This is a genomic window from Rhizobium sp. BR 250 (assembly GCF_047445855.1).
GTDB lineage: Bacteria > Pseudomonadota > Alphaproteobacteria > Rhizobiales > Rhizobiaceae > Agrobacterium > Agrobacterium tumefaciens_I.
This window is the reverse complement of record NZ_JARWKW010000003.1, coordinates 1-20,370: the sequence shown is the minus strand read 5'-3', so window position 1 is coordinate 20,370 and position 20,370 is coordinate 1. Positions and strand designations below refer to the sequence as shown.

General features: G+C 60.0%; 18 protein-coding genes and 1 tRNA gene. 10 read left to right on the top strand and 9 right to left on the bottom strand.

All coding sequences use genetic code 11. From position 1 onward, the window contains the following. The first annotated feature begins 22 nt into the window (after positions 1–22). Together QD336_RS05340 and pdeM are read left to right on the top strand one after the other, a co-directional pair. Positions 23–2,542 carry a ligase-associated DNA damage response DEXH box helicase gene (locus QD336_RS05340; protein WP_499169717.1) on the top strand — a complete coding sequence of 840 codons (2,520 nt, stop codon included), beginning with the start codon at positions 23–25 and terminating at the stop codon, positions 2,540–2,542. Between the two features lie 28 nt (positions 2,543–2,570). Continuing rightward, a complete protein-coding gene (pdeM, locus tag QD336_RS05335; RefSeq protein ID WP_499169716.1) occupies positions 2,571–3,299 on the top strand; it encodes a ligase-associated DNA damage response endonuclease PdeM in 729 nt (242 codons plus the stop codon). 77 nt (positions 3,300–3,376) lie between these two features. On the opposite strand, the gene QD336_RS05330 is transcribed toward pdeM, so the two are convergent. The 4 genes from QD336_RS05330 to podJ all read right to left on the bottom strand — a co-directional run bounded on the left by QD336_RS05330 (position 3,377) and on the right by podJ (position 9,733). Then, positions 3,377–3,814 (bottom strand): universal stress protein, encoded by a 438-nt coding sequence (locus tag QD336_RS05330; protein ID WP_003522788.1) that lies wholly within the window; start codon positions 3,812–3,814, stop codon positions 3,377–3,379. Between the two features lie 158 nt (positions 3,815–3,972). Further along, positions 3,973–4,800, bottom strand: a complete 828-nt coding sequence (locus QD336_RS05325; RefSeq protein WP_269341881.1) for a TIGR02186 family protein — start codon at positions 4,798–4,800, stop codon at positions 3,973–3,975. Beyond that, on the bottom strand, positions 4,797–5,723 hold the full coding sequence (locus QD336_RS05320; RefSeq protein WP_269341882.1) for a sulfite exporter TauE/SafE family protein: 927 nt from the start codon (positions 5,721–5,723) through the stop codon (positions 4,797–4,799). The genes QD336_RS05325 and QD336_RS05320 overlap by 4 nt, the downstream gene beginning before the upstream one ends. A 263-nt stretch (positions 5,724–5,986) precedes the next feature. Next, entirely contained in the window at positions 5,987–9,733 is a 3,747-nt protein-coding gene (podJ, locus tag QD336_RS05315; protein ID WP_499169714.1) for a cell division protein PodJ, read from the bottom strand. A 378-nt stretch (positions 9,734–10,111) separates the two neighbouring features. Between podJ and QD336_RS05310 the strand changes: the two genes are divergently transcribed. The 5 genes from QD336_RS05310 to QD336_RS05290 all read left to right on the top strand — a co-directional run bounded on the left by QD336_RS05310 (position 10,112) and on the right by QD336_RS05290 (position 16,460). Continuing rightward, a complete protein-coding gene (locus tag QD336_RS05310; RefSeq protein WP_269341886.1) occupies positions 10,112–11,908 on the top strand; it encodes an acyl-CoA dehydrogenase C-terminal domain-containing protein in 1,797 nt (598 codons plus the stop codon). A gap of 37 nt (positions 11,909–11,945) precedes the next feature. Continuing rightward, entirely contained in the window at positions 11,946–13,154 is a 1,209-nt protein-coding gene (locus QD336_RS05305; protein WP_269341888.1) for an acetyl-CoA C-acetyltransferase, read from the top strand. 144 nt (positions 13,155–13,298) lie between these two features. Further along, positions 13,299–15,515 carry a 3-hydroxyacyl-CoA dehydrogenase NAD-binding domain-containing protein gene (locus tag QD336_RS05300; protein WP_499169713.1) on the top strand — a complete coding sequence of 739 codons (2,217 nt, stop codon included), beginning with the start codon at positions 13,299–13,301 and terminating at the stop codon, positions 15,513–15,515. 156 nt (positions 15,516–15,671) lie between these two features. Next, positions 15,672–16,103, top strand: coding sequence for a hypothetical protein (locus QD336_RS05295; protein WP_499169712.1), 432 nt, complete (start codon positions 15,672–15,674; stop codon positions 16,101–16,103). 281 nt (positions 16,104–16,384) lie between these two features. After that, positions 16,385–16,460: transfer RNA gene (locus QD336_RS05290), tRNA-Phe, on the top strand. A 76-nt stretch (positions 16,461–16,536) separates the two neighbouring features. Here the strand turns inward: QD336_RS05290 and QD336_RS05285 are convergent. The 5 genes from QD336_RS05285 to QD336_RS05265 all read right to left on the bottom strand — a co-directional run bounded on the left by QD336_RS05285 (position 16,537) and on the right by QD336_RS05265 (position 18,971). Continuing rightward, on the bottom strand, positions 16,537–17,625 hold the full coding sequence (locus QD336_RS05285) for a tyrosine-type recombinase/integrase (RefSeq protein ID WP_499169710.1): 1,089 nt from the start codon (positions 17,623–17,625) through the stop codon (positions 16,537–16,539). Continuing rightward, positions 17,622–17,870 carry a hypothetical protein gene (locus QD336_RS05280; RefSeq protein WP_499169709.1) on the bottom strand — a complete coding sequence of 83 codons (249 nt, stop codon included), beginning with the start codon at positions 17,868–17,870 and terminating at the stop codon, positions 17,622–17,624. Before QD336_RS05280 ends, QD336_RS05285 begins: the two co-directional genes overlap by 4 nt. Next, complete coding sequence (locus tag QD336_RS05275) at positions 17,870–18,067, bottom strand: helix-turn-helix transcriptional regulator (protein WP_499169708.1); 198 nt, start codon at positions 18,065–18,067, stop codon at positions 17,870–17,872. The genes QD336_RS05280 and QD336_RS05275 overlap by 1 nt, the downstream gene beginning before the upstream one ends. 61 nt (positions 18,068–18,128) lie before the next feature. Continuing rightward, entirely contained in the window at positions 18,129–18,752 is a 624-nt protein-coding gene (locus tag QD336_RS05270; protein ID WP_499169707.1) for a hypothetical protein, read from the bottom strand. Positions 18,753–18,794: 42 nt separating this feature from the next. Continuing rightward, entirely contained in the window at positions 18,795–18,971 is a 177-nt protein-coding gene (locus QD336_RS05265) for a hypothetical protein (RefSeq protein WP_499169706.1), read from the bottom strand. Positions 18,972–19,087: 116 nt separating this feature from the next. Between QD336_RS05265 and QD336_RS05260 the strand changes: the two genes are divergently transcribed. From QD336_RS05260 to QD336_RS05250, 3 genes are all read left to right on the top strand, one after another. Continuing rightward, on the top strand, positions 19,088–19,567 hold the full coding sequence (locus tag QD336_RS05260; RefSeq protein WP_499169705.1) for a hypothetical protein: 480 nt from the start codon (positions 19,088–19,090) through the stop codon (positions 19,565–19,567). A gap of 42 nt (positions 19,568–19,609) precedes the next feature. Next, the gene (locus QD336_RS05255) at positions 19,610–19,882 is read left to right on the top strand and encodes a hypothetical protein (protein ID WP_499169704.1); all 273 of its coding nucleotides are present in this window, start codon (positions 19,610–19,612) and stop codon (positions 19,880–19,882) included. Positions 19,883–19,889: 7 nt separating this feature from the next. Then, positions 19,890–20,370, top strand: a 481-nt coding sequence (locus tag QD336_RS05250) for a HigA family addiction module antitoxin (RefSeq protein ID WP_499169703.1), incomplete at its 3' end; no start/stop codon positions are given.

Sequence of the window (20,370 nt, the reverse complement as noted above, 5' to 3'; positions counted from 1 at the left end):
GGTTTTTCACTACCTTGCAGGGGTGAAACACGCCGAATCCCCAACTTCCGGCACGCATGTCGGCACCCTGCCCCTTCCATTCCAGAAATGGTTTGCAGAAAAGGGATGGTCTCCGCGCGCCCATCAGCTGGAGCTGATGGCCCGGGTGCGCGGCGGTGAGAACATGCTGCTGATTGCGCCGACGGGCGCCGGCAAGACGTTGGGCGGTTTCATGGCCTCGCTTACCGATCTTGCCGAACGCGGCAAGGTTCCGCCCGGTTCCGGTTTTGTCGGCTTGCACACGCTCTATATCTCGCCTTTGAAGGCGCTGGCGGTGGATATCGAACGCAATCTCACCAGACCCGTTTCCGAAATGGGCCTGCCGATTTCCATCGAAACCCGGACAGGCGATACGCCGCAGGGCAAACGCCAGCGACAGAAGATCAAGCCGCCGGATATTCTCCTGACGACGCCGGAGCAGGTTTCCTTGCTGCTCGCCAACAGGGAGGCCGAACGGTTTTTCCGCGACCTGAAATATGTGGTGCTCGACGAATTGCATTCGCTCGTCACCTCCAAGCGCGGCCATCTGCTGTCGCTGGCGCTTGCCCGGGTGCGCCGGCACGCTCCGCACGTGCGCTTCATCGGCCTTTCGGCCACGGTGGCGGAGCCGATGGATCTACGCCGTTATCTGGCGCCGCAGGGGCAGGGCGAGCCGGCCGCCGGGCTTATCACGGTCGAAGGCGGGGCAAAGCCGGATATTTCCATCCTGCATACGGAAGAACGAATTCCATGGTCCGGCCATTCGGCGCGTTACGCCATGAAGGATTTATACGTGGCGTTGAAGGAGCATCAGACAACGCTGATCTTCGTCAACACCCGCTCCCAGGCGGAGCTGATCTTTCAGGAACTCTGGACCATCAATGACGACAATTTGCCGATCGCGCTGCATCATGGCTCACTGGACACGGCCCAACGCCGCCGGGTCGAGGCGGCCATGGCCGAAAACCGGCTACGCGCCGTCGTCGCCACCTCCACGCTCGATCTCGGCATAGACTGGGGCGATGTCGATCTGGTTGCGCATGTCGGCGCGCCGAAGGGCGCAAGCCGCCTTGCACAGCGCATCGGTCGCGCCAACCACCGCATGGACGAGCCGTCAAAGGCGATCCTCGTTCCCGCCAACCGGTTCGAGGTGATGGAGTGTCGGGCAGCGCTGGATGCCAATTACATCGGCGCGCAGGATACCCCGCCGATTGCCGAAGGCGCGCTCGATGTTCTCGCCCAGCATGTGCTTGGCATGGCCTGTGCCGAACCCTTCGATGCGGATGAGCTTTATCGTGAAGTAACGAGCGCCTCGCCCTATGCCGACCTGCCGCGCGCCACTTTCGACCGGGTGGTAGATTTTACCGCGACAGGCGGTTATGCGCTGCGCACCTATGAACGTTATGCCCGCATCCGCCAGATGAAGGATGGCCGCTGGCGTGTCTCCAATCCCGCGGTCGCGCAGCAATATCGCCTCAACCTCGGCACCATCGTCGAGGCGGCGGAACTGAATGTCCGCATGGTCAAGCGTAATGCCAAGGGCACGGTCGGGCGTGGCGGCATGTCGCTCGGCAAGGTCGAGGAATATTTCCTCGAGCAGCTGGTGCAGGGTGATACGTTTCTATTCGCCGGCAAGGTACTGCGGTTCGAAGGCATCAGAGAGAATGAATGTCTGGTGTCGCAGGCCTTCTCCATGGACCCGAAGATACCCTCCTATGCCGGCGGCAAGTTTCCGCTGTCCACCTACCTCGCGGATCAGGTGCGCTCGATGCTTTCCGATCCTGCCCGCTGGCATGCGCTGCCGGATCAGGTCCGCGACTGGCTGGCGATCCAGAAGGAAAAGTCGATCATTCCCAAGCGTGAAGAGCTGCTGGTCGAGACCTTTCCCTTCCGTAAACGCTTCTTCATGGTCATGTATCCCTTCGAGGGACGGCTGGCGCACCAGACGCTCGGTATGCTTTTGACGCGGCGGCTGGAACGGGCGGGCGCCAAGCCGATGGGTTTCGTCGCCACCGATTATTCACTCGCCATCTGGGCCATGGAGGATATCGGCATGCGGCTGAAATCCCGACGCCTGTCGCTGGCCGACCTTCTCGATGAGGACATGCTGGGCGACGATCTGGAAGCGTGGCTCGACGAATCCTTCATGCTGAAACGCACCTTCCGCAACTGCGCCGTCATTTCCGGGCTGATCGAACGCCGTCATCCCGGCAAGGAAAAGACCGGCCGGCAGGTCACGGTCTCCGCCGATCTTATTTATGACGTTCTTCGCAGCCATGAGCCGGACCATATTCTGCTTGAGGCCACGCGGCGCGACGCGGCGGCGGGACTTTTGGACATTGGCCGTCTTGGCGATATGCTGAAACGAATCAAGGGCCACACCACCCACCGCGCGCTTGAGCATGTCTCGCCGCTTGCCGTTCCGGTGATGCTGGAAATCGGCCGCGAGACGGTGGCGGGCGAGGCGATGGACGATGTGCTGGCCGAAGCTGCCGACGAGCTGATCGCCGAGGCCATGTCCTGAGATACGCAATGAAGGAACGATCACAAAAGTGCTGAGCCGGCTGACATTGAGCGACCGATTTTCAAATGGCTTCGAATGCCTTGGCAGCGAAACCGCCATCAATGGCGTTGCCGGCTGGTGCGATCCTTTGGGCGGGCTCTACCTGCCGGACCTGTCACTGCTCGTCGTCTCCGATCTGCATCTGGAAAAGGGCGCGGCCTTTGCCCGGCGCGGGCGCATGCTGCCGCCCTACGACACCATCGCCACCCTCAAGATTCTCTCCTCCCTCATCAGCCGTTATGACCCGAAGATCGTCGTCAGCCTCGGCGACAATTTCCACGATCGCGTCGGCTCCGAGCACCTGCCGCTGCCGCTGCGTGAACTCATCCGCGAGATGGCCCGTGGCCGCGAATGGATATGGATCAACGGCAACCATGATCCCGACGGTACGGTCGATCTGCCGGGCTCGTCGGTGGATGAAATGTTTTATGGCAATCTCGTTTTCCGCCACGAGCCGAAGCTGGGCGATGCCGCCGGGGAAATCGCCGGGCATCTCCATCCCTCCGCCACCGTGCGGCGGCGCGAAAAGACGGTGCGGCGCCCCTGTTTCGCCACGGATGGTTCGCGCCTCTTGATGCCGGCATTCGGAGTGATGAGCGGAGGCCTGGATCTGCGGCATAAGGCCATGCGTGGCCTGTTCGATCATGCCGCTCTCGTCGCGCATCTGATGGGGAGGGACCGCATCTATTCGGTGCGGTTTGCAAATCTGCTCGGCTGAGCGCGTCGACGCTGTTGTCTCTTCGTTTTACGCATTGTCCGGACGTAAAACCGCGACGCACTTTTACTGGAAATGCTCTATTGCCGGTAGACCAGCACCGGTATCTTCGAATTCTTCAACACCTTGGCCGTGACGCTGCCGAGCAGCATTTCCACGAAGCTCCGGCGCCGGTGTGAGGCCATGGCGATGAGATCGCAACCGCTCCTGTTGGCGGCTTCGATGATCGCCTCGTCGGGCCTTCCCGCCCGCGCCAGCAGCGCTTCGCAATCCAGCCCCATGGACGTTGCCTGCGCCTGCGTATCCCGCAGCAGATGTTCCGCTTCCTCGCAGCGGTGGAATTCTTCTTCGGCAATGGCGGCAATGTCCTCGACATCGCTGGCAATTACGTGAAAGGGTTCCGATACCGTCACGACGGTCACTTTTGCGCCTGCCTCCTTGGCGAGAGCGAACCCTTGGTCGATTGCGATCTGCGCCAGCGGCGAGCCATCGGTGGGAATGAGAATGTGCTTGAACATGACATTTCTCCTTTTCATCCCGGTTACAATCGCACCTACCGCCATAACCTGCGTGCGTGATTGTAACGCCTTGAATTTTACCGCAAAGCGATGACGGAAGCGAATGCTATCTTTGGCGGGAAGGACGGCCTGCGCCCGATTTTGCGGGATGAAAACGATCAGTCCTTGCGGAAGATGATGCTGGCGCCCCAGCCGGTCACAACGGCGAGCAGAACGCAGAGCGCGCCATAGGCAAGCGGTGTCTGATGCGCCGCATCGGTGATCGCCTGCTCCATGCCGGTCTTGACGACGCGCAGTTTCAATTCGCGCTGGGCGATGAATTTGCCGCTCTTGAAGAGATAGGCGCGGGCGGTGTGCACGCCGTTCGGCACGTTGGCGGGCAGGCGAAGCGTCGCCCAGAACAGGCCGGTGCGTTCCAGCCGCACCCCGGTTGTATCATTGCGATAGATGCCGCTTGAGAGCTTGAGCCGACGATAGGCTTCCTGAAAATCGAAGACATTGTCGGGCACGCCGGAGAAAACCGCGCTCTTGAGCGAAAGATGGTCAACGCCGAGCCCCATGGCGCGCAGTGTTCCGGGGGAGGCTATGTCGCTGATATTGCGCGTGCTGGCCATGGAATAGGATTCCGGCAGCGGCGTGAAGGTGATGGCGCTGGTATTGATCCAGATGCCTGCCACACGCTCTTTCTTGCGCACGGTCATATAGTCGCTTGGCCCTTCCAGCGTCACGACGATATCATACTGCCCGATGGCCAGCAGTAGCTGATCGGTATTGTTGAGCGCGCCGAAGAGGGTGAAATCCGCCCCGCGAAAATCAGATGCGATGGGAATTTCGGTCGTCGATGCGCCGATTTCAATGTTTTCCTGCAATGGCCGTTGTTGCGGACCGGGCGGCAGGGCAAGCGGCGGTGTCTGCGCCGAGGCTGTTTCGCCAAGGGCAAGGAAGGGCAGCAGAAGAAGCGCGGCAAGCAGCGGGCGGAAGGTCAATAGCCGAGCCCCCCTACGGCCACGGAAAACAGGTCCTCCGGCCGCACCACCAGCGATACGGCAAGGCGAAGCGCGACGGCGAGGACGAGAAGGGCAAGCAGCGCGCGCAGCTGTTCGCCGCGCAGTTTCTGTCCGACGCGCACGCCATATTGCGCACCGATGACGCCCGCCACCATCAGGATGAAGGCCAGCACCACATCGACGGAATAGTTGGTCGCGGCCTGAACGACGGTCGTATAGGCGGTCACGAAGATGATCTGGAACAGCGAGGTGCCGACAACCACGCTGGTGGGGATGCGCAGCAGATAGATCATCGCCGGCACCATGATGAAGCCGCCGCCGACACCCATGATCGAGGTGAGGATGCCAATGCCGAAGCCGAGGGCGACGATGGGGATGATGCTGAGATAGATCTTCGATTTCTTGAACCGCATTTTCAGCGGCAGACGATGCACCCAGTTGTGGTGACCCGGCCGGCGCAGCGTCACCGTTTCATTGCGTGCGGCGCGGCGCAGCGCCGAAATGCTCTCCTTCAGCATCAGCCCGCCAACGGTGCCGAGCAGGATGACATAGAGCAGTGAAACGATGAGATCGAGCTGGCCGATGCTGCGCAGGAAGGAGAATATCCACACGCCGACCGTCGCCCCGACCAGACCGCCGACAAGCAGCACGCTGCCCAGCTTGACGTCCAGCGTGCCGCGCCGGAAATGCGTGATCGAGCCGGAAACGGAGGAGGCAACCACCTGGTTCGCGCCGGTTGCCACGGCGACTACGGGCGGAATATTGTAGAAGATCAAAAGCGGGGTGATCAGAAAGCCACCGCCCACACCGAACATGCCAGACAGAAAACCGACGGCCGCGCCCATGCCGAGAATGATGAAAATATTCACCGACAGTTCTGCGATCGGCAGATAGACAGTCACGGCTCGGACCTCGGGCAAATGGTTCCGGGCGACAGGGCCTGTCCGGGTGAGGGGGCCGCGCCGCGATTTACACTTTCTGTCTGAAAAGACCGGATATCCCCGGCCTTCATCCGTCATGCCCGCGAGGGCCTGACCTGTCAACATTCAACGGTAAATACGTTGATAATTTGGAAAGATAGCGGCCGTGTGTCGGCAACCAGCCACATTCCTGCGGCGGGTAGGGCAAAAGCGGCCAGGGGGCCGCTTCACCGGTTCTTCAAGGCTTATTTGTTGCGGGAGAGCAGCGCGGTCACCAGCTCGTTGGTGATGCGCCCGTCCGGCGTCTGGCCCACGGACTTCTGGAAGTCCTTGATGGCCGTAACAGTGTTCTTGCCAAGCTTGCCATCCGGCTGGCCGGCATCGAAACCGTTCTTGTTCAGGATCGCCTGAATGTTGCGGATCGCCTTTTCCATATCCACGGAGGCGGTCTTCACGCCCTCCTTGCCGGCCCATTCCTCAGGCGGATTGACGCTGTTGGCGTCTTCCGAAAGCGACTTGACCTTCCAGCTGTCCACCTTGGCCTTGGCGCTCTGAAGCTGCTGCGGGTTCATTGCTCCCGCAACCTCGTCGCGCTTCTGGGCGGCGTCCGCATCGCCATCCTTGGCGGCGATGGCGAACCACTTGTAGGATTCCTCGATGTCCTGCTTCACGCCGCTGCCGCGGGCGTAGAGGATGGCGAGGTTGAACTGGCTGTCACGAACGCCGAGTTCGGATGCCTTGATGAACCATTGGGCGGCGGCGGTGAAATCCGGCTGGCCGGCCGCGTCGGAGGCGAGCAGGACCGCGAGATTGTGCATGGCGCCGGCATTGCCCTGCTCGGCAGCCAGCGTGTAATAGCGCTTCGCTTCCGTAAGGTTGCGCTCAACGCCGTTCGCCTTCTCATAAAGGTTGGCGAGACGATATTGCGCGGGGGCAAGGCCACGATCGGCCGCCAGCTTGTACCACTTTGCCGCTTCCGCACGGTCGGCGGTAACACCGCGGCCGTCAGTGTAGCGTGCCGCGATCTCGAACAGCGCCTGGGTGTCGCCCTTGGCGGCCGCTTCGGCAAGCGATGCGGGTTCGATACCGGCGGGAACCGCAATGGCGTCCTGCGCAGGAATAGTCGTGGTGGCAACCGCAGCCGGTTTCGGCAGTTCAGTCTGCGCGACCGTGTCGGACTTTGCGGGGTCCACGGCGGGAACATCGGCAACCGGTGGCTCATCCGGCAGCGGCGCACCGCCGATGGTGCGGTTGTCGATGGTGTTTTGCGCCGGCGCGGCGTTTTCAATGCTGTCTGCCGATGCGGCCTGTTCCGGCTCGATGGCAAGATCGGACGGAACGGTCACGGCCTTGTTGCCGGTTTCGGGAAGAGCGGAAACCGGGCCATTCTCCATCTTGTGCTCGATGACCGGCGCGGGGGCTTCCGCGCCGCCGATCAGCGTCTTGACGAGCGGCATGGCCATCATCGCCAGAAGAATGGCGCCGATACCGAGCAGCAGCGGGCGACGATAGCGCGAAAGCGCCGACGTATCGGCCTTGCGGCTCTTCTTGCCGGTGTCCAGCTTCTCCGGCGATGTTTCCATGGCGGCGGCCTGGGCGGCGCGGCGGGCGGCGGCGATGAAATCCGTCCGTCCTTCCGCATCCGCGGCCTTGCCGGTGGCGGCGACCTGGCTGGCGCGCACGCGTTCGAGGATTTTCTTGATATCGGGTGCACCCGAACCAGGCTCCAGAAGTTCGTTCTCCTGGCCAGCCGGCAGAACATCGATCGGATCGAGCGAAGGGGCGGGTTCCACCTGCGTGCGGGCGGAGGAGGCCGATACGGGTTCTTCCTTGGCCTTTGCGGGCTTCGCCGTGCTTGTCTTGAAACGTTTCGTCAGGCCGGCGAGCAGGCTCTTTTTTTCCGCCTTTGCTGGCTTGGCAGCAGCCGGCGGTACGATCGCGGTCGCGTCGTTTTCGCTGACATCATCGAGAATGGCCTGCTCTTCGGCGATATAGCCTTCTTCCGGGAAAACGGCGGCCGGCATGGTCACGTCTTCACGGCTGGCGGCAACCGTGTGCTGCGCGACGTTGCGGGAAGCGTCCTGGCGGTAGGCAGGCGCGCTGTCGAGATTGTCCAGACGGCCGGCAATCTGCACCAGCGTCTCATGCAGCGCCTCGAAGGTGCGGTGCGTGCGCTCTTCGGTGTTGCGGCTCAAGGCTTCGAGGCTGCGCAGATCGGTCGCAAGATCGGTCAGCATCGTCATGTCGGCGAGGTTTGCGCCGGCCGAGAGATTATTACGGGTATAGGCGTCGAGAACGGCCTCGGCTGCCTGCCGCGCCGCTTCGATGATATATTCGTCGTTCGACGCCATATAGTCTTCGATCGCCGCCATGCGCGCGTCGAGTTCCGGCGACATGCCGGCTGCCTGCATCTGCACCGGCTGGCTGATCAGCGTGGACAGATGGGCGATCTGGTTTTCGAGGCTTGCCAGCGCATGGCTGTCGGCTGGTGCGGCATGGGCGGTTTCGTCCAGACGGGCGGCGATAGTGCCGAGCCGCTCTTCCAGACGGGAAAAGGCGCTTTCACTCAGGCCCGAAGCCGATTGCGGCTGGCTGTAACGATAATCGAGGTCTTCGATCCGCCGGGAGAGCAGGTCGAGCCGTTCGGCCAGACCGTCATTGACGGCACCGTGATCCAGCGCATCGATCTTGCGGGAGATATCGCTGAGGAAGGACGTCAGCTCCGCCTGCTGGGTGGGGCGCTGCGAGCGCTCCAGCAGCAATGACAGCTGGTCCAGCCGGTCGTGCAACTGGGCGGCGTCGCGGGCGGTGCTGAGCTCATCGATCTTGCCGGAGAGCGCTTCGAGGCGGGTGGTGAGATCGAGCGCCGGTTCCGGCTTGGCGGCAGCGAGGCGATTGATGTCGCCGAGCTGTTCGGCAAGGCCGTTCAGCCGGTTTTCTAGCCGCTGCGCCAGCGCATTATCCGTTGCCTGTGCATTGGCGCGCGTGCCGGTTGCGGCAATGGCACGGCTGATTTCGTCCAGCCGCTGGTCGAGGCCGGAAAACTGCTCGGTAAAGGCGGCTTCGTTGGGCTGCATATGCTTGCCGAGCTGCTCCACGGCGCTGGCAATGGTGATGAGCTTTTCCTCGAGCACGCGCACGGCGGGATTGTTGCTCATGCCGCCGAGCTGCGTCTTGATGTCATCGAGACGATAGGCGAGCGAAACGATCTCATCCTGCAAGGAGGCCGCGTCGAAACCGCGCAGCGTGTCTTCCACATTGTTCCAGCGGCTTTCGATCCGGTGCACGCTGTCTTCGCGCGCAAGTTGGTCGATGGTGAGGCGCAGGTCCTCGAATTCGTTGCGCAGCCCATAGGCGTCAGGAGATGCCAGATTGCCGAGCTGGTCGATGCTGCCGGCAAGCCGTGCGATGTCATCGCGCAGGTCGCCGATGAATTGCTGGTCTTCCGCCACCGCGCGGATATTGCGTATTTCGGCGCGCAGGCCCTGCGCTTCGCGGGCAACGCCCTCGGCAATGTCGTGCTTCAGCTCATGACGCAGATTGACGAGCGCCTGCGCGATCTCCTGCAGGGCTGCGTCATTGCGCTGCTGTTCCTGATAGGGCGGAATGGCGCGGGCACGCGGCGCGGGAGCGGCGGCCTGCTGAGGCTCTCTCTGGCGATATTCCGGCGCGAGCGGCCGGGTAATCGTCCGTTCCGGTCGGGTGGCGGGTTCCTGCGGGCGCTGGAAACTTGCTTCGAGCAGGCGCTGGCGCTGACGGATTTCGTTGACGGGGTCGAGCTGCGGCGGCGTGACGGCGGCGCGGGGTTCACGCGGCGCGGCATAGGCCTCGCTTTTCGCTTCCGGCTGGGTGCTTGCGGCCCGCGGGTCGCGCGGAAACTTCTGGCTCATCAGCCCTTCGATACGGGCTTCAAGGCCTTCAATGGTGCGATTGAGAGCATCAAGAGACGATCTGTCGCTTGGCTGTTGGGTTTTCGATCGCAATCCGTTCATCTTTTCGCTCGCTTCGCTTCCGCCCGCCGTGCCCGGTTATCTGTCGCGACGTTGCCTGTCTGGACACGCCGTCGCCGCAACATGCAGCAATTCCAGAGCCGCCATTTGCCCCCATTGAGGAAAATGCGCCGGAGTACGAAGCAGTTACCTCTTGTCGGGAGAATTCACGAAACGTGGTAAAGAAGTGGTTAACTATGGTCGGAATTTTTTAACTTTTATGGCGGGGACCGAGTTGGCGCCGGGCCGGGCATTGGTTTTGCCAAAAAGGGAGGGCGATATTCCGCGGAAATTTGTTTGACGTTTACGCGCACGTCAAATATTGTCATGCCATATCGGCCGGATTGGCTCCGGCGCCCACGATGCGGAGGAACATCGGTAATGCCTGTTTACAAGGCCCCAGTCAAAGACACGCTTTTTATCCTGAACGACGTTCTCGGCCTGGAGCGGTATAACAACCTGCCCGGCTTCGAAGATGCAACCCCCGATATGATCGAGGCCATCACCGGCGAGGCAGCGAAGCTTGCCGAAGAGCGGCTTTTCCCGCTCAACCTTTCCGGCGACCAAGAGGGCTGCAAGCGCGCCGATGACGGCTCCGTCTCCGTTCCCGATGGTTTCAAGGATGCGTATGACGCCTATTGCGAAGGCGGCTGGATCGGCCTTGCCGTTCCGCCGGAATTCGGCGGGCAGGGGCTGCCCTATACGCTGCATGCCGCTATCGGCGAATATATGTCTTCTGCGAACCTGTCGCTGATGATGTATCCCGGCCTGACGCAGGGTGCGATTGCCGCCATTCTCGTGCACGGCACGCAGGCGCAGAAGGACACCTACCTGCCGAAGATGGTGGGAGGCACCTGGTCCGGCACCATGAACCTTACCGAACCCCATTGTGGTACCGATCTCGGCCTTCTGCGCACCAAGGCGGTGCCGCAGGCTGACGGCAGCTACAAAATTTCCGGACAGAAAATCTTCATCTCCGCCGGTGAACATTCCATGACGGAAAATATCGTCCATCTGGTGATCGCCCGCATCGAGGGCGCGCCTGAAGGCACCAAGGGCATTTCGCTGTTCATCGTGCCGAAATTCCTCGTCAAGGAAGACGGCACCCCCGGTGAACGCAACGGCGTTACCTGTGGTGCCATCGAACACAAGATGGGTATTCATGGCAATGCCACCTGCGTCATGAACTACGATGAGGCGACGGGTTATCTGCTCGGCGCGGAGAACAAGGGCCTCTCGGCCATGTTCGTGATGATGAACGAGGCCCGCCTCGGTGTCGGCCTGCAGGGGCTTTCGGTAGGCGAGATCGCCTATCAGAACGCCGTCGAATATGCCCGCGAGCGTATTCAGGGCCGCTCGCTGTCCGGTGCCAAGTTCCCGGACAAGAAGGCCGATCCGATCATCGTGCACCCCGATATCCGCCGCACGCTGATGACCATCAAGGCCTACAATGAGGCCGGCCGCGCCTTCCTTCTGTGGACCGCGCTGCAATCCGATATCGCCCACCGTGCCGCTGACGAGAAACAGCGGCAGGCGGCGGATGACCTGCTCGGCCTCGTCACGCCGATCCTGAAAGGTGTCTTGACCGACAAGGGCTTCGACCATGCCGTGATGGCGCAGCAGGTCTTCGGCGGCCATGGCTACATCGAGGAACATGGCATGAGCCAATATGTCCGCGATGCGCGTATCACCATGATCTATGAAGGTGCGAACGGCATTCAGGCGCTCGATCTGGTCGGCCGCAAGCTCGGCATGAATGGCGGCCGCGCCGTCATGGCGCTGTTCAAGGAAATCGGCGATTTCTGCGAGGAGAACCGTGCCGACGAAAAGCTCAGCCTTTACACCAAGGGCTTGAAGAAGGGCTTGAACGACCTGCAGGCCGCAACCATGTGGTTCATGCAGAACGCCATGGCCAAGCCCGACAATGCCGGCGCCGGCTCGACCGACTACATGCACCTCTTTGGCATCGTGGTGCTGGGTTACATGCAGGCGCGCATGGCGAAAGCCGCGAGTGAGGCGCTTGCGGCAGGCAGCGCTTCGGACGAGGATTACCTCAAGACCAAGCTTGTCACGGCGAAGTTTTATATGGAGCGCATCATGCCGGAAACGGCGCTGCGCAAGGCCCGCATCGAAACCGGCGCGGACACCATGATGGAACTGGCTGCGGAAGCATTCTGAGACATCTGGCGTTCATAGCGCCACAGGGAGAGAGTTTATGACCGACGTATTTATCTACGACCATGTCCGCACCCCGCGCGGACGCGGCAAGAAGGATGGCAGCCTGCATGAGGTGCCTTCCGTTCGCCTTGCCGCCAAGACGCTGGAAGCCATCCGCGACCGCAACGGGCTCGACACCTCTGCTGTCGATGACATCATCATGGGCTGCGTCGATCCTGTCATGGATGCCGGCGCGGTGATCCCGAAGGCGGCCGCCTTCGAGGCCGGTTATTCCAACAGGGCGCCGGGCATGCAGATCTCGCGTTTCTGCGCCTCGGGTCTCGATGCCATCAACTTCGCGGCCGGCAAGGTCAAGGCCGGTTCGGACGATATCGTCATCGCCGGCGGCGTGGAAAGCATGTCGCGCGTCGGCATGGGCATGTCGGGTGGCGCCTGGTACATGGACCCCTCGGTCAACTTCCCGGCCTTCTTCATGCCGCAGGGCGTGTCGGCCGATCTCATCGCCACCAAATATGGTTTCTCCCGCGACGATGTGGACGCCTATGCCGTCGAAAGCCAGAAGCGCGCGGCGCATGCCTGGGACAAGGGCTATTTCAACAAATCAGTCGTTCCGGTGAAGGACCAGAACGGCCTGACCATCCTGGACCGCGACGAACATATGCGTCCCGGCACGGACATGCAGGCGCTGGCTTCTCTCAACCCCTCCTTCCAGATGCCGGGCGAAATGGGCGGCTTCGAAGCTGTCGGCATCATGGCACATCCGGAAGTGGAGCGGATCAACTACGTGCACCATGCCGGCAACTCCTCCGGCATCGTTGATGGTGCTGCCGCCGTGCTGGTCGGCTCCAGGGCTGGCGGCGAGGCGATGGGTGTCAAACCGCGTGCTCGTATCAGGGCTTTCGCCAATATCGGCTCCGATCCGGCGCTGATGCTGACCGGCCCGGTGGACGTCACCGAAAAGCTTCTGAAAAAGACCGGAATGTCGATTGCCGATATCGATCTTTTCGAACTCAACGAGGCCTTTGCGGCCGTCGTGCTGCGTTACATGCAGGCCTTCGACATCGACCATGGCAAGATGAACGTCAATGGCGGCGCCATCGCCATGGGCCATCCGCTCGGTGCAACCGGCGCGATGATCCTCGGCACGGTGCTGGACGAGCTGGAGCGGCGCGATCTCAACACCGCGCTCGTCACGCTCTGCATCGGCGCGGGCATGGGCACGGCGACGGTTATCGAGCGCGTTTAAGGCAGCGGCAACACTCCCGCTTCCGTCATCCTCGGGCTTGACCCGAGGATCCATGCCAGAGGTGCTGGATGGTCGGGTCAAGCCCGACCATGACGTAAAGGTAGAGTTCGCCGCGTCGCGAAATTCAGGGAAGAGGAATCCCAAATGAGCACTTACACCAATTTCACCATCGAGACGGATGCAGACGGCATTGCGCTTGTCACCTGGGACATGCCGGAAAAATCCATGAACGTCTTCACGTCAGGGGTGATGGACGAGCTGAACGCCATTGTTGACGCGACTGTCGCTGATAGCGCCGTCAAGGGCGTCGTCTTCACTTCCGGCAAGAGCACGTTTTCCGGCGGCGCCGATCTTTCGATGATCAAGTCGATGTTCTCCTTCTACAATGACGAGAAGGCGAAGAACCCGGATCAGGCGGCGGCAAAGCTGTTCGAACTGGTCGGCCGCATGACGGGCCTGTTCCGTAAGATCGAGACCAATGGCAAGCCTTGGGTCTCGGCGATCAACGGCACCTGCATGGGCGGTGCGTTTGAGCTTTCGCTCGCCTGCCACGGCCGCGTGGCCTCCAGCGCCAAGAGCCTCAAGATCGCCCTGCCGGAAGTCAAGGTCGGCATCTTCCCTGGCGCCGGCGGCACCCAGCGCGTGTCGCGCCTGACGGATGCTCAATCCGCCTTGCAGATGATGACCACCGGCCAGTCGCTGACTGGCGCGCGTGCCAAGGCCATGGGGCTGGTGCATCAGGTGGTGGAGCCGGATCAGCTGGTCGCGACCGCAAAGCAGATGATCAAGGACGGCCTGAAGCCGGTCGCGCCCTGGGATGAAAAGGGCTTCAAGGCCCCCGGTGGCGGCATCTGGACGCCGGCCGCAGCCCAGCTCTGGCCGGCCGCCCCCGCCATCCTGCGCCGTGAAAGCGCCGGCAACTATCCGGCTGCACTTGCCATCCTCAAATGCGTCTATGAAGGCCTGCAATTGCCCTTCGATACGGCGCTGAAGGTGGAGCAGCGTTATTTCACCGAAATCCTTCGCTCGAAGGAAGCCTTCGGCATGATCCGCTCACTGTTCATTTCCATGCAGGAACTGGGCAAGGGCGCGCGCCGCCCGGCCGGCCAGCCGAAGACGGAGTTCAGGAAGGTCGGCGTCGTTGGCGCGGGCTTCATGGGTGCTGCCGTCGCTTATGTCACCGCCGCAGCTGGCATCCCCGTCACGCTGGTGGATCGCGATCAGGAAGCGGCCGACAAGGGCAAGGGCCATTGCGAGGAAAGCGTCAAGGCCGCCATCGGCAAGGGCAGGCTGACGCAGGATGAGGGCAAGGCCTTGCTCGACCTCGTCACCCCGACGGCGGATTACAAGGCGCTCGCCGATGCCGATCTCGTCATCGAAGCGGTCTTCGAGGACCGCGACGTGAAGAAGGCGGTCATCGAGGCCGTGGAAGCCGTGCTGCCGGAAGGGGCGATCTTCGCCTCCAACACCTCCACTTTGCCCATCACCGGGCTGGCGAAGAACTCCAAGCGTCCGACCGATTTCATCGGCATCCACTTCTTCTCGCCGGTCGAGAAGATGATGCTGACGGAAGTGATCCTCGGCAAGGAAACCGGCGACAAGGCACTCGCCGTCGCGCTGGATTATGTCGCGAAGATCAAGAAGACGCCGATCGTCGTCAACGATACGCGCGGCTTCTTCGTCAATCGCTGCGTGCTACGTTACATGGCGGAAAGCTACGACATGCTGATCGAAGGCGTGCCCGCCGCGATGATCGAAAATGCCGCGAAATTCGCCGGCATGCCGGTTGGCCCGCTGGCGCTGAATGACGAGGTGGCGATCGATCTTTCCTACAAGATCCTGAAAGCCACCGTCGCCGATCTCGGCGAAAAGGCTGTCGATCCGCGCCATATGGAGCTGGTGAAGAAGCTGGTGGAAGGCGAGGGCCGTTTTGGTCGCAAGAACGCCAAGGGCTTTTACGATTACCCGCCAAAGCCCGCCAAGAAATCCCTCTGGCCCGGCCTGAAGGATCTCTATCCCCAGCAGAAGCCTGAGGACGTGGATATGGAGGTGCTGAAACAGCGCTTCCTCGTCACCGTGGCGCTGGAAGCCGCCCGTACGGTGGAAGAAGGCATCGTTACCGATCCACGCGAGGCGGATGTCGGCTCCATCCTCGGTTTCGGCTTCGCGCCCTATACCGGCGGTGCGCTGTCCTACATTGACGGCATGGGCGTGAAGAACTTCGTCGCGCTGGCCGAGAAGCTCAGCGAAGCCTACGGCCCACGCTTCAAGCCTACACCGCTGCTGAAGGACATGGCCGCAAAGGGCGAGACCTTCTACGGTCGTTTCGACCCCTATGCCAGCGCCGCGAAAGCGGCATAAGACACCAAGGCGGACCATGGAACAGGCCCTTCGGGGCCTGTTTTATTATGCGGATGCCATCGCTTTTCGTGCATCCTTTGCCGGGCTGAGGCGTTGAAAAGCGTGACCGGGCAAAACGCCTGCCGCCACGCAATCAGCACGCCTCAGGAGACAGCGATGAAAGCACCACTGCGATCCCACGGTTTCGACAAGCCCTCGGACCTCGATGACCATCTGGCCGAACTGGACGAAGAGGCTGAGGCAAGGACTGCGGAAGCAAAGGCGGAAAAACCCGCAGCAAAGAGAACGCGTGCTGCCGATGCCATCGACCCGAAGCTGCGCGCCGAACTGGATGAACTTCGCAAAGAGGTCGACAGGATTCGCCGCGATGTCAAACGGCTGGAGGCTGCCCGGCATTCCGGCCACAGGCCCGCACAGCCGCAGCATGAACGCGACCGCGAGAATTCCCGCCTGATGACCGTGGTGCGCTCCGTTGCCGTCACATCGCTCGCAAGCCGCATCTTCGCGTCCTCGCCTATGATGGCGGCGCTGGTGGCCGTGGTGCCGTTCGCGCTTGGCCTCGCCATCCGGCGCAGCGAAGGGGCATAGCCGCCACCGACGCGGGCGCTAGTTCGGCCGGATCGGCCTTGCCCGAACCCGGCTGCGGGCGGATACGTGAGGTGCGGCGGATGCCCGATAGCGGATTTTCCCTTGCAATCCGGCCTTTGCAGGGCACACATTTCAGCCATCCACAGGCACCGTGAAAAAACTGTCAAAAAACTTCGCGATGGCGCTTGCCATGTCCGAACAAGATGTTATAACCCCGCTCACTTTCGGGGCGCCAAACAGCCCTGACCGCCAAAAGCGGAGGTTCTTCAAGGACCTGCAGTGCCCGGATAGCTCAGTTGGTAGAGCAGCGGATTGAAAATCCGCGTGTCGGTGGTTCAAATCCGCCTCCGGGCACCATTCTAAGCCCTTACTATGTCTATCTTTTTCCATCATCTGCCGCTTTCTGTTCTGCATCAGTTTGACAAACTTTTTCTCAAAGTTTGACAGACTTGGTTTTCCGTTTGTTCAGTTCGGCCTCGAAATCGGCCACCGCACTCTGTGCCTGTTTCGACCTGTCGGCACGGCGGGAATAGTGCTTCGCCATGGCTTCGGTCGCGTGACCCAAGACGAGGGCGATAGTCGCGTTGTCGCGTCCCATTTCGGCAAGGATCGTCCCGACTGTGTGACGAAGCCCCTTGAGGGTTAGTCCAGGCTGAATGGTGCTAGCCTCTTCGAGCTTCTTCTTGATCCGGTCCCAATTCGTGCTGAAACCGTTGTACGTCCACGGCTGGCCCCGGCTGCTGGCGCAGAGAGTAATGGCGCTGTGGACTGGGGAAGCGTCCAGCGCCTCTCTGACTGGCGCAAACAACGGGAGGTAAACCGGCTGGCCGGTCTTATTGCGGCGGGTGTCGATTCCCGCGCTTGAAATAGCTGTCTTCGGCAGCGCCAAAGCGTCCTGCGGATCAAGGCCGTAGAACATCATGAGGCTGAACGGCAGGAGCATATGAGGCGGCAGCGCTGCCAAGACGGCCTCACGCTCCGCATCCGTCCAAGGCCGGTTTGCATCGGGAAGGTCTTTCGGGCGCTCCGCTAGGCTGACGTGTTCAACCGGGTTTTCCTTCACGTACTCGTACTCCATGCCCCAAGCGAAGATGATGGACAGGACGGAACGGACGTAGTTTGCGAAGCGAAACTTATGCTGCTGTTCGGCCTGATCGCGAATTTTAGCGACACGGCCCCGCGTGAACCAATCAAGGGGCTGGTCCTCAATCGGCTGGAGCCAGTCGAAAACCTTCTGGTAATCGGACTGAGTGCGCGGCGCTCGCTTCTGAAACTTCGGGCTAGCGCGATACTTTTTGATGAGCATGCCGAGCGTTCCCGGCTTTGCTGCCTTCACCTCATACAGCTTGTTGATACGGTGCACTTCCATGTCGAAGGCGAGGCTATAGACCTCGAATTTCTGGCAATCGACTTTGTGTCCGGTCGCACGATGATAAGCACGCCAACGAAACGGAGGCTTCTTGTCGCGCTGGATTTTCCAACCGGCGTATTTGTTTACCCGTTTTTCGCGCGTCTTGGTCATAAGCGCGTACCGCCCAGCTTGCCGATAATGTCATCATCGGCGGCATCTGCGCCGCCCTTGAGTTCATCAAGCCACTTATCCAGATCACGCACATCGTACAGCTTCACATCGCCCGGCATGGCAATGGGCGTCACGGGGCAGGTGACCGGAAAGCGCTTCTGCGGAATACCGAGGTAATCCGCAGCCATTTTCAGGGAAAGCATTCGGGGCTGGATGACGCGAATATTGAGCATCGCGTTCGTCATCAGCGCCGTTCCCTCTTCTTCCTGTTGATGAAGTTGCGCAGGTCTACGCGGGTCATTTTGATGGCGCTAAATTTGCCTAGCGGCTGGTAGCTGGGGATCACACCAAGGGCGTGATAGCGCCGAACGGTCTTTGTTGAACAACCGAGTTCAACGGCAATCTCTTTCACGCCAAGATGCGTGTCTTTTTCGTTTTTCATAGTTCGCTCTTTCCAGATGACAAAGCGGAAAAGCGGCAAAATCTGCCGCCCCTCAGAGCGTTCAGTTTGGCTGGCTTTCTGCAACAATCAGACTGGGAAGGAACAAATCGCTATAGCTGAAGCCGAGCGATGCCAAATGATCGCTCCCTGCAAAAAGTGATACCTTACGCTGGACATCCGCATGGGTGCGGCATTGGAAAGAAAGCAGAGCTTCGGCAGCAACATCCTCAGATTTGGATTCCGGCCCATCGCCTTCATCCCCTATGCTAAGCCGCTCGCGCCACTTTTCGTGAGCAGCCCGCCATGTGGCAATAACGCTTTCCAATTCTTCACTAGCCACGCTCACAGTTTTGTTTGTCGGTGGACGGTCCAACTGCACCGTCACCACGGACATTTTATCCACCGCCATATCCAACTCTTCAGCACGTTTCAGGCAGTCACCCAGCACGAAGGCGATGGAGCGCTTTTCTTCAGGCCGAATAAGGTTGAAATTCTGCGCAACAGGACCGTCTATGATCCCCTCTGCGGTTGTTCCGGGAAAAAGGACAAGGTCCGCCTTTTCCTGCAGTATTTCCAGCATGCAGGTGAGATTGTAAGACAAATGGCAGATATCATTCGCCATCGTGTAAAGCGAACCCTCGCTTGCGACACTTGCGTTAGCAGCATTCTGCAGTGTAGGTTTCATGACATAACCTTTCGTTGGGTTTAAAAAAGCCGGCGCACGAGTTTACGAGGCTCGAGGTGCGTCGGCTTTTTCCGTTGAAACATTCATCCCTTCGAGAATCAGTTTCCGAATCGTTGCCGCTCGTGTCCGGATACGGTTTTCAAAGCTGTATTCATCGATCTGTTTGAGCAGTCCGGGTTCAAGCATGACCGGAACTCTTTCCGATTTCTTTTCCTTCATGATCTTACGAATCCAATCATCAAAGTTACGCAAGTTGCACAACTTATTAAGATGAGGATTTTAATTGCGTCAACCAGAAAGTTGTGCAACTTGTACAAAATTTCGAGGGTGTTGATATGTCAAAGAAAAAAGAGCTTAAAGACCAGCGCATTCCGATAATGATGACAGAGTCGGAAGTGCAGGCGTTAGATGACTGGTCGTTCAAGAATAGAATCAGGTCCAGAGGGGAAGCTATCCGTAGGCTGTGCCATGTGGGTCTGACCTTTGACGATCACCGGAAGGAAGTACTATCTTCCCATGCTGCCATATTGAATGAGGCGATTAAGGGCATACCGGCCGCAAGAGAGATTGCAGAGAAGGGCAGTGCCAGCCTTCTTGAACGGAAGGTCTCCCATGCGCTCATTAAGACGCTAGCAACAGCGATGTCGTCAACACTATTGCTAAGGATGCTGACGGGGATTGCCAATAACGTCAAAGCAGACGAAGATTTCGATAAAATTCTTACGGAATCCATGGAATTGACCAAGGGCCTCAAAGAAGAACATGAGCTTTTGATGGCTGATTTTGACGAGCCGATTGTGGAAAAAGAGCAATGAGCTCTTTCTCACGAGCTAGCCCAGCAACGACTAGAGAGTAGAATGAAAATTACCAAGATGGATAGTCCCGAAAAAAAGCGGCTAGAAGCGTTGGAAACATACGAAGATTTCAACGGTCCGATACAAGCGAGCGATTGCGCCCTGAACTCAGCAAACCACTACCAAGCACAACAGGCCACAGAGATTCTCGCGGAAACTCTCAAGACATTTCTTATGCAAAACCCCGTGATCCTTGGTGACCCCGCGCTCTTTAGGCTTGGCGTTCATGCGCAAGATGCGCTGGATGCAATCGGCACTACACTCAGCGAGAGATAGGTGTAATTTGACCCGTCGCCCATCCCATCCCGGCGCACTTCTGGCAGATGTTTTGCCAGAAACGGGTAAAACAATTTCTGAGCTATCTCAGCTCATCAGCATATCCGCAACCGAACTGGAAAGCATACTGAAAGAAGAGGCGGCAATCACTCCCGAAATTGCCGAAAAACTCGGTGCTTTTTTTGGCGATGGCGCCGCAATCTGGATGAATATGCAGGCCGCTCATGACAATTGGGCAGACCTGAGTGCAGCCGTTCAGGCCGAAATTGAATACCTCGACTATCCGATAATTCACGAACCATACCGCGAAACGGTCAGCTACCGGTGCCCTTGCTGCAGGTGCCTCACCCTTCATGAGCGAGCAGGTTACGAAATCTGCCCAGTCTGCTTTTGGGAAGACGATGGACAAGATGACCCATATGCTGACCAGGTGCGAGGTGGGCCGAATGCCGATCTATCCCTCACGCAGGCCCGGCAGAATTACGCCA

Excerpts from the sequence above, each read along its gene's own strand:
- QD336_RS05330 (WP_003522788.1), bottom strand. The coding sequence starts at position 3,814 with ATGTTCAAGCACATTCTCATTCCCACCGATGGCTCGCCGCTGGCGCAG.
- podJ (WP_499169714.1), bottom strand. The coding sequence starts at position 9,733 with ATGAACGGATTGCGATCGAAAACCCAACAGCCAAGCGACAGATCGTCT.
- QD336_RS05310 (WP_269341886.1), top strand. The coding sequence starts at position 10,112 with ATGCCTGTTTACAAGGCCCCAGTCAAAGACACGCTTTTTATCCTGAAC.
- QD336_RS05305 (WP_269341888.1), top strand. The coding sequence starts at position 11,946 with ATGACCGACGTATTTATCTACGACCATGTCCGCACCCCGCGCGGACGC.
- QD336_RS05300 (WP_499169713.1), top strand. The coding sequence starts at position 13,299 with ATGAGCACTTACACCAATTTCACCATCGAGACGGATGCAGACGGCATT.
- QD336_RS05295 (WP_499169712.1), top strand. The coding sequence starts at position 15,672 with ATGAAAGCACCACTGCGATCCCACGGTTTCGACAAGCCCTCGGACCTC.
- QD336_RS05285 (WP_499169710.1), bottom strand. The coding sequence starts at position 17,625 with ATGACCAAGACGCGCGAAAAACGGGTAAACAAATACGCCGGTTGGAAA.
- QD336_RS05280 (WP_499169709.1), bottom strand. The coding sequence starts at position 17,870 with ATGACGAACGCGATGCTCAATATTCGCGTCATCCAGCCCCGAATGCTT.
- QD336_RS05275 (WP_499169708.1), bottom strand. The coding sequence starts at position 18,067 with ATGAAAAACGAAAAAGACACGCATCTTGGCGTGAAAGAGATTGCCGTT.
- QD336_RS05270 (WP_499169707.1), bottom strand. The coding sequence starts at position 18,752 with ATGAAACCTACACTGCAGAATGCTGCTAACGCAAGTGTCGCAAGCGAG.
- QD336_RS05265 (WP_499169706.1), bottom strand. The coding sequence starts at position 18,971 with ATGAAGGAAAAGAAATCGGAAAGAGTTCCGGTCATGCTTGAACCCGGA.
- QD336_RS05260 (WP_499169705.1), top strand. The coding sequence starts at position 19,088 with ATGTCAAAGAAAAAAGAGCTTAAAGACCAGCGCATTCCGATAATGATG.
- QD336_RS05255 (WP_499169704.1), top strand. The coding sequence starts at position 19,610 with ATGAAAATTACCAAGATGGATAGTCCCGAAAAAAAGCGGCTAGAAGCG.